The 12,956-nt window shown below is 42.5% G+C and carries 9 protein-coding genes; 6 read left to right on the top strand and 3 right to left on the bottom strand.

Annotation, left to right across the window (positions count from 1 at the left end; translation table 11 throughout):
- Positions 1 to 219 precede the first annotated feature (219 nt).
- From N483_RS11915 to N483_RS11905, 3 genes are all read right to left on the bottom strand, one after another.
- A complete protein-coding gene (locus tag N483_RS11915; RefSeq protein ID WP_023401624.1) occupies positions 220 to 735 on the bottom strand; it encodes a hypothetical protein in 516 nt (171 codons plus the stop codon).
- Between the two features lie 294 nt (positions 736 to 1,029).
- A complete protein-coding gene (locus tag N483_RS11910) occupies positions 1,030 to 1,815 on the bottom strand; it encodes a hypothetical protein (protein ID WP_023401625.1) in 786 nt (261 codons plus the stop codon).
- A 112-nt stretch (positions 1,816 to 1,927) separates the two neighbouring features.
- Positions 1,928 to 3,241, bottom strand: a complete 1,314-nt coding sequence (locus tag N483_RS11905; RefSeq protein ID WP_023401626.1) for a Na+/H+ antiporter NhaC family protein — start codon at positions 3,239 to 3,241, stop codon at positions 1,928 to 1,930.
- Between the two features lie 386 nt (positions 3,242 to 3,627).
- Here N483_RS11905 and dapB point away from each other — a divergent pair, with 386 nt between their 5' ends.
- The 6 genes from dapB (at position 3,628) to ccoG (ending at position 12,663) form a co-directional block, all read left to right on the top strand.
- Complete coding sequence (dapB, locus tag N483_RS11900; protein ID WP_023401627.1) at positions 3,628 to 4,428, top strand: 4-hydroxy-tetrahydrodipicolinate reductase; 801 nt, start codon at positions 3,628 to 3,630, stop codon at positions 4,426 to 4,428.
- Between the two features lie 210 nt (positions 4,429 to 4,638).
- Positions 4,639 to 5,775, top strand: a complete 1,137-nt coding sequence (carA, locus tag N483_RS11895; protein WP_023401628.1) for a glutamine-hydrolyzing carbamoyl-phosphate synthase small subunit — start codon at positions 4,639 to 4,641, stop codon at positions 5,773 to 5,775.
- A gap of 18 nt (positions 5,776 to 5,793) precedes the next feature.
- Entirely contained in the window at positions 5,794 to 9,012 is a 3,219-nt protein-coding gene (gene carB, locus N483_RS11890; RefSeq protein ID WP_023401629.1) for a carbamoyl-phosphate synthase large subunit, read from the top strand.
- A 46-nt stretch (positions 9,013 to 9,058) separates the two neighbouring features.
- Positions 9,059 to 9,535: a transcription elongation factor GreA gene (gene greA, locus N483_RS11885; protein WP_023401630.1), complete on the top strand. Its 477-nt coding sequence runs from the start codon at positions 9,059 to 9,061 to the stop codon at positions 9,533 to 9,535.
- A gap of 167 nt (positions 9,536 to 9,702) precedes the next feature.
- Positions 9,703 to 11,142, top strand: a complete 1,440-nt coding sequence (locus N483_RS11880; RefSeq protein ID WP_023401631.1) for a sigma-54 interaction domain-containing protein — start codon at positions 9,703 to 9,705, stop codon at positions 11,140 to 11,142.
- A gap of 138 nt (positions 11,143 to 11,280) precedes the next feature.
- Positions 11,281 to 12,663, top strand: a complete 1,383-nt coding sequence (gene ccoG / locus N483_RS11875) for a cytochrome c oxidase accessory protein CcoG (RefSeq protein WP_023401632.1) — start codon at positions 11,281 to 11,283, stop codon at positions 12,661 to 12,663.
- Positions 12,664 to 12,956 lie beyond the last annotated feature (293 nt).

Genomic DNA, 12,956 nt, shown 5'->3' with positions numbered 1-12,956 from the left:
GTGTAATAAAATGCAGCTCATCCCAGTTGTGGTCAGCATTTTATATGAGAAAAAGTGGATTTGATTTGTTTGTTTAAAGTGTATTACTGACAATGTAGAGCTTTGATATTTATTGCGACTTTTCAACAATAAATATGATCACAAAATTGCATTAGTGATATGAGTGGTATTAATTTTGCTCAACAGTACGAAAATAGCAATAATATGGAGAGGGTGTTGCTAGGCAATCACCTTTATTAATACACTCATATCAGTCACACCAGCTTCTTTCATCGCATCTTTGACATTTTTTATCATGTCAAAATACTGAGTTTGTAGCTGCAAAAAATATTGGTTTCTTTGGTCGTAGAATGCTTTTTGCGCTTCGTCATTGTGATCAATTTTTGCATTGAGCTCAGCAACTTCTTGCTTAACAAGATCTAGCTCTTCTTTCATTTCTTCTAAGCGCTCTAGCATTCTACGAATGTGGTCGGGTAAATCGCCGTACTTATCTTCATTCTTTTCTTGTGCTTCTCGTCCAGAAAGTTTTTCTTTTTCTTCATGAGACAGCTTATGAGCCCCTTCTAATTCTGAAGGTTTTTCAGTTTTCTCAGTATTTTTGGCTTCTTCAGATGATTGAGAGGCGTCTTCATTCTGCTCGGCAGCAGCCGCTTGTTCTCTCTCTTTCGCTTTGTTCATGAGATCCGTTGCTAGCATATGGCCATAAGCCACACTCATTTCATGTAATAAGTTCATCAAAAAATCCTTGATATAACAGCCAGTAAAATTAGACGGGTATACGATACCAAAGTATTTATCGGCGAAGTGACGAAATACTTTAGACAAAAATAATAATTATGTATTGGTTCAATAAAATTTGACGATGACCCCAGCATGTTATTACAAATATAGACTTTGCTAATTAAAGGTGAGTTAGTTTGGGTAGTAGTCTAGTGTTGTTATGTACACTATATCCGGTAGGTTTTGATAAGAACGCAAACCATGGCGCACATTGGGGTGTACGCCTAGCATGAATTCACAGCAGAGCTGCTAGAACGTCCAAGCTACATGCACTTGAGGTACAGATTCATTCGTATCAGTGCCAAGCTTGTTACGCCAGTATTGCCACTCTACACCTAAATATAATTGATTTGATGGCATCTCTAACGCGTGACCTAGGTCCCAACGAATAATCGGCTGAGCTAACAGCCAACCTTTTACATCTGAGCCTGTTTCACTCTCACGTTCTGCTATGTACTCTACATGGCCAGTTACTTCAAACTTTTGATTACCTATGGTAAATGGGTATCCCCATGCGATGTCTATCATCCAGCTATCAGTTTGCGCTGGCGCTCCACCTTGTGCAAGGCCTTCGCTGTCATCAATGTAAGCAGTAAATAAAGTAGAAAGAAAAGAAAACCCTTTAACATCCCAAGAAACTTTTAATCCCGGCAGGTATTTCATAACTTTGGAGTCACCAGCCATATTGAATCCGGCAACAATGCCAATATCTTTAATATAACGACTTTTAATGTCTAAGCCGCCTATTTTGCTCAAGCTGAAGTTGGAATACCACTCGCCATAAAAGTCTCTGTCTTGATAATTGTCGTCTAAATCATCAACAATATAGTCAATGAAAAAGAAATTATCGCCGTATTTATAACCCGAGCTATGCTGCAATGAATATACTGTTGTGCTTGCCTCGTTTGTACTAAATGGGTTTTTAAAGTCACCATGGTTGACGTGGAGTTGCGTATTACTCCAATCTGCAGAAAGTACTGTTGAGGACGCGCAAGTCAAAGCTGTGATGAATGTCAGAGAGCGTATTTTATTCATTAATATATCTTCAAAGTTGATAAACCTTGTAATTATATATTAAGTAATTGAATTATGTGAATTGAATGAAGAGCGAATGTGCACCCAAGTTGATCGAGTGCACAAGCGAATATTAAGCTTTATTTCTTCTTAAGATAATGACTGCTACGGCCGTGAAGGCAAGGATAAAGCAGTAGAACGAAGAAGTAGAAACGTCCCAAGGACTTATACTGAATGTTGCACCTAGCAACAATGCTTGAGCACCATATGGCAAAGATCCTTGCATGACACATGCAAATATATCGAGCAAGCTGGCAGAACGTTTAGGGGAAATACCGCTGTCATCGGCAAGCTTTTTTGCAACGGGGCCTGCGACGATAATACTCACGGTATTGTTTGCGATACACATATTACTGGTCATAACTAAAGCGGCAATACCGAGCTGATCGGCAACTTTGCTGTTTAGCTTTCCGAGTGAAGAGGTTACTTTGTGGATCTTTTTAGCGATATATTCTAAGCCGCCATTGATTCTAATAAACTCAGACAGGCCACCAATAAACATCGACAATAAAAAGATCTCTTGCATGTCAGTAAAGCCTTTATAGACGTCTTTTACAAAAGCACCACCTTCGTAATCACCAGCGAAGCCCACTGCCGCGGCAAAAATAATGCCACTGAATAACACTGCAAATACGTTGAGGCCCATCACTGCTAATACCAAAATAAAAATATAAGGTAATACGAGCAGCCAATCAAAAGGCTTGGTTTCAACCGCCTGTGGCTCTGGCGTTAAAAATACCAAAAGCAATACCGTAAAAAATGCTGCGGGCAAAGCGATTTTCAAATTCTCTTTAAACTTGTCTTTCATTTCGCAGCCTTGTGTTCTTGTTGCTGCGATTGTGGTATCCGAAATAATAGACAAGTTATCTCCAAACATGGCTCCTGATACTATGGTGCCAGCCATCAAAGCTGGGTCAATGCCAGTTTTGATTGATACAGCGTAAGCAATAGGTCCAATTGCACCAATAGTGCCCATTGACGTCCCCATGGCTGTTGAAACAACAGCAGCAATAAGGAATAAACCAGGAAGTAAGAAAGATGGAGGAATTAAAGACAATCCTGCGTTCACAACTGCGTCAACACCGCCCGTTGCTCCGGCTACAGCAGAGAAAGAGCCTGCCAATAAATAGATCAGACACATTGTAATGATATTGCTATGTCCAGCACCTTTAATAAAGGTTTCGACACTTTGATTAATAGAAGTCTTGTTTAACCAAAATGCGAGCACAATAGCTGGCAATATCGCCACTGGTGCGGGTAGCTGGTAAAAAGCATAGTCGACACCTTGAGATTGTAAATATAGACCTGCACCTAAAAATAGGGCAACGAAGGTTAGTAAAGGTAGCAAAGATAACTTTGCTTTTGTGTTGTCAAAAGATGGCTGCATAGCACTCCCCAAAAAACAGTATCTACTTAATTGCAATGTGTAAGTAGAAATAACCACAGCCAACAGGGCTATTATTAGCTGTATTTAAACTTCAACGCCCGCAATAATTAAATCGGCGAATGCGGAAGTTTAAATGTTTAGACGTCTAAAGTCTACGGTCTTTATTATAATTATTGAATAACTGACTATGACATAGAGATGGGCTAAACTCTAGGCCTGACAAAGCTTGAGGTGATCACAGTTAGTGATGTAACTTAGTGATTTTACTGAATAGCTATGTGATTCGTTCTCGCAAAGCCGCTAGCAGCGACAGCTGTCGAGTAAAGTTTAGATGAGAATGATTAGTGTGATTTATAACCACGTATAATTTTAGGAACGAGAGAATAATGACAAAAATAGGTGTGTTTGGGGCCAACGGCAGAATGGGTCAAGCTTTAATTGAAGCTGTGGAAATAGAACAAGGAGCACAGTTGGCTGCTGCATTTGTTAGATCAAGCTCGCCTTTTTTAGAAACCCCAATTAAAGCGTTACAACCGGTACATTCATCAGAGCTAACGTTTTCTGATGAAGAGGCGAAGGTGTGTCATGCTGAGGTGTTAATTGATTTCACTTTGCCGCAAGGCATGTTGGCACATTTGAAGACAGCGATTGACAATAAAGTACCGATGGTGATTGGTACTACAGGTCTAGCTGATGATGAAATGGCACAGCTACGAGAAGCTGCGAAAGTAATACCGATCGTTTTTGCGCGTAATTTTAGTGTGGGTGTTAACCTGCTCCTTAACTTGGTCCAAACTGCTGCGACTAAGCTTGCCGACGAAATGGACATAGAGATCTTTGAAGCACATCACAGAAATAAAATTGATGCTCCATCAGGTACTGCATTAGCAATTGGTGAAGCGATTGCAGAGGCTAAAGGATGGGACCATGATGAAGTGGCTCGTTATGATCGCAGTGGTGATCATACGGCTAAAAGTCAAGATGAAATTGGCTATTCAGTCCTCCGAGCAGGTGACATAGTTGGTGAACATACCGCTTACTTTGCAACCATGGGTGAAAGGCTCGAATTAACCCACAAAGCAGCATCTCGATTAACGTTTGCATCAGGCGCTGTAAGGGCTGCGCAATGGTTAAAAAACAAACCAGCAGGACTTTATGATATGCAAGATGTGCTAGGTTTGAAGTAGTTTGTTTATTTTTTTGGCGGTTTCAATTAAAAAAGAGTTTTAACAGCTTATTTTCGAGTTTTTTGATTGAATTGTTAGACGAATCGAAGAAAGTACTGTAGACTATAACGAATTTGCCAAAAATTTATTTACTGCGTGTTACCAAGCGCTTTGTAGACGGGAAAAAAGCGTGTTTGCTTATCCCGTTTTTTCATATCTATGGAGGTTAACTTGACTAAATCCGCTCTGTTAGTCCTTGAAGACGGTACGGTGTTTCGCGGTACTGCCATCGGCGCCGACGGTATATCTGTTGGTGAGGTAGTATTCAATACGTCTATGACAGGATATCAAGAAATCTTGACAGATCCGTCTTATGCGGAACAAATTGTCACCTTAACTTACCCGCACATCGGAAACACTGGTACAAACAGTGAAGACGAAGAAGCGGACAAAATCTGGGCTAAAGGCCTTGTGATTCGTGACTTACCATTACTTGCAAGTAATTTCCGTAACGAACAATCGTTAAGTGATTATTTAAAAGAACGTAATATTCTAGGGATAGCGGATATCGATACGCGTAAATTGACGCGTATCCTACGTGATAAGGGTGCTCAAAATGGATGTATCATCGCTGGTGATGATGTCGATGAGCAAAAGGCGCTTGAAGCGGCTAAGGCATTCCCTGGCCTGAAAGGAATGGATTTAGCAAAAGTAGTAACAACAGAGTCTTCTTTCCAATGGAATGAAGGTAGCTGGACACTAGGCGAAGGCTTTAAAACGCTTGACCAAGGTGAAGAGCAGTTCCACGTTGTTGCCTACGATTTTGGTGTAAAGAAAAATATCTTACGTATGCTAGTTGACCGCGGCTGTAAACTAACCGTTGTCCCTGCAGAAACCTCCGCTGCAGAAGTACTGGCGTTAAACCCTGATGGTATCTTCCTTTCTAATGGACCTGGCGACCCAGAGCCATGTACTTATGCGATTGATGCTATCAAGTCTTTCCTTGAAACAGACACTCCAATTTTTGGTATTTGTCTAGGTCACCAATTACTGGCATTAGCATCTGGTGCAAAAACAGTAAAAATGAAGTTTGGTCACCACGGTGGTAACCACCCGGTTAAAGACCTAGATCGTGATGTTGTGATGATCACTGCTCAAAACCATGGTTTTGCTGCTGACGAAGAGAGTCTTCCTGACAACCTTCGCGCAACACACAAGTCTCTATTCGACGGTACGTTACAGGGTATTCACCGCACTGATAAGCCTGCTTTCAGTTTCCAAGGTCACCCTGAAGCGAGTCCTGGTCCACACGACGCTGCACCGTTGTTTGACCACTTCATTGAATTAATGCAAGCGCGTAAAGCCTAATTTATTACTGGAGTAACAATGCCAAAACGTACCGACATAAAAAGCATTCTAATCTTGGGCGCAGGCCCAATTGTTATCGGCCAAGCATGTGAATTTGACTACTCTGGTGCTCAGGCCTGTAAAGCGCTTAGAGAAGAAGGCTATCGAGTAATTCTTGTAAACTCGAACCCTGCAACTATTATGACTGACCCGGAAATGGCTGATGCGACGTACATCGAGCCAATTCACTGGGAAGTTGTAGAAAAAATCATTGAAAAAGAGAAGCCAGATGCGGTCCTTCCTACAATGGGTGGTCAAACTGCGCTTAACTGTGCGCTGGACTTAGACAAGCACGGTGTACTTGCCAAGCATGATGTTGAGTTGATTGGCGCAACAGCTGATGCAATCGACAAAGCTGAAAACCGTGAGCGTTTCGACATCGCGATGAAAAACATTGGCCTTGAGTGTCCTCGCGCAGAGATTGCACACTCTATGGACGAAGCGAAAGACGTACTTACTCGCATTGGCTTCCCATGTATTATTCGTCCTTCTTTCACAATGGGTGGTACCGGTGGTGGTGTTGCTTATAACATGGAAGAGTTCGAAGAAATCTGTACACGTGGTTTAGATTTATCGCCAACAAATGAACTTCTTATCGATGAAAGCTTATTGGGCTGGAAAGAGTATGAGATGGAAGTTGTACGTGACAAAAACGACAACTGTATCATTGTATGTTCGATTGAAAACTTTGACCCAATGGGTGTTCACACGGGTGACTCAATCACGGTGGCACCTGCTCAGACGCTCACTGATAAAGAATACCAATTAATGCGTAACGCTTCTATGGCGGTACTGCGTGAGATTGGTGTTGAAACAGGTGGTTCAAACGTACAATTCGGTGTGAATCCAAAAGATGGCCGAATGGTTATCATTGAGATGAACCCACGTGTATCTCGTTCATCAGCGCTTGCATCAAAAGCAACGGGTTTCCCAATCGCGAAAATCGCAGCAAAACTTGCTGTAGGTTACACGCTTGACGAGCTTCAAAACGACATCACTGGTGGCGCAACACCAGCATCTTTCGAGCCTTCAATTGACTACGTTGTGACTAAGATCCCTCGTTTCAACTTTGAAAAGTTTGCAGGTGCAAATGACCGCCTAACGACTCAGATGAAGTCTGTTGGTGAGGTTATGGCGATTGGTCGTAATCAGCAAGAGTCACTTCACAAAGCACTTCGTGGCCTAGAAGTTGGCGCAACGGGATTCAATCCAATCGTTGCACTTGATGACCCTAAAGCAAAAGAAACTATCATTCGTGAACTACGTGAGCCAGGTGCAGAGCGTATATGGTACATTGCAGATGCAATGCGTCACGGTATGAGCGTTGACGATGTATTCGACCTAACTAAAATTGACCGTTGGTACTTAGTTCAGATTGAAGACATCATCAAAGATGAAGCTAAAATTGCAGAAGCAGGCCTTGCGGGCCTTAACAAAGACTTCTTGCGCCGCTTAAAACGCAAAGGTTTCTCTGATGCGCGTATCGCTGAAATTGCAGGTGTTTCTGAAAAAGAAATCCGTAAAAAACGTCATCAATTAGAGATTTTACCTGTTTACAAGCGTGTTGATACATGTGCAGCAGAGTTCAGCTCAGACACGGCTTATATGTACTCTTCATATGACGAAGAGTGTGAAGCTGCACCGTCTGAAAAAGACAAAATCATGGTTATCGGTGGTGGTCCTAACCGTATCGGCCAAGGCATCGAATTCGACTATTGTTGCGTGCACGCAGCACTTGCGATGCGTGAAGATGGCTATGAAACTATCATGGTTAACTGTAACCCTGAGACAGTTTCTACTGACTACGACACGTCTGATCGTCTATTCTTTGAGCCAATTACACTTGAAGATGTACTAGAAATCGTACGTGTTGAGAAGCCTAAAGGTGTTATCGTTCAGTACGGTGGTCAAACGCCACTTAAACTAGCACGTGACTTAGAGGCGAATGGGGTGCCAGTAATTGGTACTTCTCCAGATGCGATCGACCGTGCAGAAGACCGTGAGCGCTTCCAGCAACTTGTTGAGCGTCTAGACCTTCTTCAGCCAGAGAACGCGACGGTGACTTCACTAGAAGAAGCAGTAGCTAAATCTCAAGAAATTGGTTTCCCTCTAGTTGTACGTCCTTCGTACGTACTAGGTGGTCGTGCGATGGAAATCGTATATGACGAAGATGACCTACGTCGTTACATGACTGAAGCGGTATCTGTATCTAATGAAGCACCGGTTCTTCTTGACCGCTTCTTAGATGATGCAATCGAAGTTGACGTTGATGCTATCTGTGATGGTGAAAACGTGATCATCGGCGGTATCATGGAGCATATTGAACAGGCAGGTGTACACTCAGGTGACTCAGCATGTTCATTACCAGCACACTCTCTATCGCAAGATATTCAAGACGTTATGCGTAAGCAAGTACGTGACATGGCGCTAGAGCTTGGCGTTGTGGGTCTAATGAATACTCAGTTTGCTGTGAAAGATGGCAAAGTATACCTAATCGAGGTTAACCCTCGTGCGGCGCGTACCGTACCATTTGTTTCGAAAGCAACTGGTGTTGCACTCGCAAAAGTAGCGGCACGTTGTATGGTTGGTCAGTCTCTTGAGAGCCAAGGCGTAACGAAAGAAGTTATCCCACCATACTACAGCGTAAAAGAAGTAGTTCTTCCTTTTGCTAAGTTCTTAGGTGTTGACCCAATTCGTGGCCCAGAGATGCGTTCAACGGGTGAAGTTATGGGTGTTGGTGAAAACTTCGCCGAAGCGTTCGCGAAAGCACAATTAGGTGCATCAAACGCTTTACCACGTGGCGGTCGCGCGTTACTATCTGTCCGTAACAGCGACAAGTCACGCGTAGTTGAGCTTGCTAAGACAATGAAAGCTATCGGTTTTGAGCTTGATGCAACAAACGGTACAGCTAAAGCTTTAGAAGAAGCAGGTATTGAAGTACGTCGCGTGAACAAAGTATTCGAAGGTCGTCCTCATATTCTTGACCGCATCAAGAATGGTGAGTACAGCTACATCGTAAATACGACAGAAGGTCGCCAAGCGATTGAAGATTCGAAGGTGTTACGTCGTGGTGCACTTCAGCATAAGACTAACTACACCACCACGCTAAATGCAGCGTTTGCAAACTGTACTGCGCATGCCGCAGACGACAGAAGCTCTGTAAACTCTGTACAAGAACTACACCAGCGATTGAACTAATGGATATAAGCCAAGGCCTTTGGCCTTGGTTGCAAGTGAGAGACTTATGCAATCAATTCCGATGACTGTACGAGGCGAAGAAATGCTTCGTGAAGAACTGAACCATCTAAAAAAAGTGGTCCGTCCTAAAATTGTTGCCGACATCGCAGAAGCGCGTGAACACGGTGACTTAAAAGAAAACGCTGAGTATCACGCTGCGCGTGAACAGCAGGGTTTTTGTGAAGGTCGTATCCAAGAAATTGAAGCTAAATTATCAACTTCTCAAGTTATTGATGTCACAAAAATGGCAAACAATGGCAAAGTTATTTTCGGCACTACAGTAACTATTGTAAATGTCGATACTGACGAAGAAGTAACGTACAAAATTGTCGGTGATGACGAAGCAGATATTAAAAACAATTTAATCTCTGTTAACTCTCCGATTGCACGTGGCTTAATTGGTAAAGAGTTGGATGATTCAGTTAATATTCAAACACCAAACGGTAGTGTTGAATACGAAATCATCGAAGTTGAATATGTCTAATTAGTCTAACCTATAGACCAAAAGCCCGGTACACTGTTACTGGGCTTTTTTATGTCCCTTCCTTTTTATTGTCATCGATTGACCTAGATCATTCTTTACAGACCGGTCCCTAGTTTGAGTAGGTAGATTGGCGTAGTATTAATCGTGAAATATCACGAGGAAAGATGATGTCATCAGTTATTAAGCATTTTTTAAATGACCCTAAGTTATTATTAAACGCGGTAGGCGAGGGGATCTACGGTTTTGACTTATCGGGCAATGCTGTATTTATTAATCCAGCCGCAGAGAAAATGACAGGTTGGAGCGCTGACGAGTTACTCGGGAAAAAAATCCATCAATATCATCACCACAGCCATGCTGATGGGAGTGAATACCCCGCAGACGAATGTCAGATCTATAAAACCATGTTTGATGGGGAGACTCGGTATGTCAAAGGCGAGGTGTTTTGGCGCAAAGATGGTTCTTGCTTTCCAGTGGAGTATACCTCAACGCCAGTGTACCGCGATGCCCAAGTAATCGGTGCCGTGGCTATTTTTCGTGATATTTCACAGCAGGTTGAAACGGAGCAGGCACTTCGTGACGCATTGACGCAAGTTCAGTCTCTTTCTGAGCAACTTAAAGATGAAAACAGCTATTTATTGTCTGAAATCAATCAAAACTGGCAAGGGTCCGGTCTCGTCGGTGAAAGTCATGTATTCAATCGTATGTTAGAGCAAATTAAGTTAGTAAGTAAAACAGACAGTACCGTGCTTATACTTGGCGAAAATGGCACAGGTAAAGAGTTAGTAGCACGCAACCTGCATGCGCTAAGTACACGCTCTAGCCTGCCATTTGTGAGGGTCAACTGCGCGGCATTTTCCCCGAGTTTGTTAGAGTCAGAGCTGTTTGGCCATGAAAAGGGGGCTTTTACTGGTGCTCATGATAGAAGGAAAGGGCGGTTCGAACTGGCCCACAACGGAACACTATTTTTAGATGAAATCGGAGAGCTTCCCCAAGAAGCACAAAGTAAATTGTTGCGTGTATTGCAGGAACAAGAGTTTGAACGTGTTGGAGGCAGTAAAACCATCTCTGTTAATATTCGCGTTATAGCGGCTACCAACAGAGATCTTTGGCAGATGGTTGAGCAAGGGGCGTTTAGGATGGACTTATATTACCGATTGAACGTCTTTCCCATTAAAGTGCCTCCGCTTAGGGAGCGAAGAGAAGATATCCCGATGTTATGTGCCAACATGATCAACAAATTGAATGTACGCTTGGGAAAACATATCAAGGGAATCGCCAAAACATCACTTAAAAAGCTACAGCTGTATGGCTGGCCGGGCAACATTCGAGAGTTGCAAAATATACTCGAACGAGAAGCTATACTGGCTAGCGGCCACACTCTGCACCTTTCTCAGCCATTACGCATTGAAGAGGGAGGAAAGGAAGAAAGCGAGCTCAGCTTACGCCTTGATGAAATTCAAAAAGCGCACATTATCGAAGTGCTCGAGCAGAGTAATTGGAAAATATCAGGAAGCCAAGGGGCTGCAGATAAGCTTGGTTTGAATGAAAGCACATTGCGCTCGAAAATGAAAAAGCTTGGAATTGTTAAAAATCGCGATATTTAGAGTTTACTCGTGATATATCACGCTTTACAAATCAAGTTAAAAATAAAAATCTTTATAAATCAATGTTATACTGAAGTTTCAGTTTGGTCTGAAAGTTGCAAATAGCTAGGGGTGTTTCACTCATTGTAAGCAAGTAATATGAAGTTTGATATAAAAGAAGAGGATATGATTATCAAGCCCTACAAGCAAGAGGGCCCAATCTATATCCGTGAACAAAAAGGGTTCTTCCAAAAAGTCCGTCGCTATCTTGGTTGGATCCTAATGTTTGTATTTGTCGCTATTCCATGGATCCCTTATAAAGGTCAACAAGCTATTCTTTTAGATGTTGCGAGTCAGCAATTTAGGATTTTTGGTCAAACATTTTTACCTCACGACTTTATGATCCTAGCATGGATCTTTATGGCCGGGGCCTTCGGCCTTTTCTTCGTAACAAATTGGCTTGGTCGTGTATGGTGTGGCTATACCTGCCCACAAACCATTTGGATGTTAATGTTTACTTGGGTTGAACACCGTGTGGAAGGAACACGCAACCAACGGATTAAATTAGACAAGGCGAGCTGGGGCGCACAAAAAGCAGCTAGGAAAGTGACTAAGCACGCCATTTGGCTTGTGATTTCACTTTTTACAGCGACCTCTTTTATGGCTTATTTTGTACCAGCCAAAACTTTATACATGGATATGTTTACATTGGAATGGTCTGGGCTAGTTAGCTTTTGGGTGTTTTTATTTGCCTTTTGTACATATGGGAACGCAGGCTTCTTAAGAGAAAAAATGTGCAATGTCGCATGCCCATACTCGCGTTTTCAATCGGTAATGTTTGACAAAGACACCTTGGTTGTTACCTACGATGCACAAAGAGGGGAGCACAGGGGGCCACGCAAACGTAAGTCTGATCACAAAGCGAAAGGTTTAGGAGACTGTGTTGATTGCAACCTGTGTGTTGAGGTTTGCCCTGCAGGGATCGATATAAGAAATGGTTTGCAATACGAGTGCATCAATTGTGGGCTTTGTATTGATGCCTGTGATGATACGATGCATAAGTTTGGTTATCCTACTGGGTTGATCAAATATGCTAGTGAAAATCAAGCTGGCGGAAAAACTTCCAGTCCATTTAGGTTAAAGCTCATAGGTTACGCGGGGTTATTTGCTGTGATTGTTGCGACAATGGCGATTTGGGCATTTAATCGCACACCGATAGAAGCATCCGTGATCCGTGACCGAAATGCGTTGTATCGAGTAAATTTTGAAGGCTTAGTTGAAAACCCTTACACCTTAAGCATCATCAATAAAACCCAGCAAACTTTGCATTACCAAGTTAGCTTCAATGGGCTACAAGGTGCAGAATTAAGTGCGCCACAAGAGATTGAGATTCAAGGGGGTAAGATGTTACTCGTTCCTGTCACCATTGCTGCCGATGGTTATGACATTCAGAGAAAGCGCACGCCAATTCAGTTCACCATTTCCGCGAATGAAGATAGCAGTATTTCGATTACGAAGGACAGCTATTTTTATAAAAACTAGTGTTTTAGTAGAGCACTGGGTTATTCCTCAAGGGCCAATAGGCCCTTTTTTAATTCTTGTATAATTGGACTAAAAGCTGGGTTGTCCTCATCGATAAGCAATATTTTGATATCAGCTCGCCAGCCCTATTTAGTTAGTAATACCGGGGTAAAAGTTTGGTTCTAAGTTTATAAACATATCTGTGAGTACGGCAACTCTGGTTAAAGATGCGGTATTTTGATGTGCCATGACTAACAAAAATGCCCTCACTAAAAGCGCTACTTAGTTAAAATTTTGGCTTTTTTAAAGACGAA

The organism is Pseudoalteromonas luteoviolacea NCIMB 1944 (assembly GCF_001625565.1).
Taxonomy (GTDB): Bacteria; Pseudomonadota; Gammaproteobacteria; order Enterobacterales; family Alteromonadaceae; genus Pseudoalteromonas; species Pseudoalteromonas luteoviolacea_F.
The sequence above is the reverse complement of the archived record's forward strand: the minus strand, read 5'-3'. Positions and strand labels throughout refer to the sequence as shown.

Bases quoted from the DNA above. Each gene is read 5' to 3' on its own strand.
- N483_RS11915 (WP_023401624.1), bottom strand. From the start codon at position 735: ATGAACTTATTACATGAAATGAGTGTGGCTTATGGCCATATGCTAGCA.
- N483_RS11910 (WP_023401625.1), bottom strand. From the start codon at position 1,815: ATGAATAAAATACGCTCTCTGACATTCATCACAGCTTTGACTTGCGCG.
- N483_RS11905 (WP_023401626.1), bottom strand. From the start codon at position 3,241: ATGCAGCCATCTTTTGACAACACAAAAGCAAAGTTATCTTTGCTACCT.
- dapB (WP_023401627.1), top strand. From the start codon at position 3,628: ATGACAAAAATAGGTGTGTTTGGGGCCAACGGCAGAATGGGTCAAGCT.
- carB (WP_023401629.1), top strand. From the start codon at position 5,794: ATGCCAAAACGTACCGACATAAAAAGCATTCTAATCTTGGGCGCAGGC.
- greA (WP_023401630.1), top strand. From the start codon at position 9,059: ATGCAATCAATTCCGATGACTGTACGAGGCGAAGAAATGCTTCGTGAA.
- N483_RS11880 (WP_023401631.1), top strand. From the start codon at position 9,703: ATGTCATCAGTTATTAAGCATTTTTTAAATGACCCTAAGTTATTATTA.
- ccoG (WP_023401632.1), top strand. From the start codon at position 11,281: ATGAAGTTTGATATAAAAGAAGAGGATATGATTATCAAGCCCTACAAG.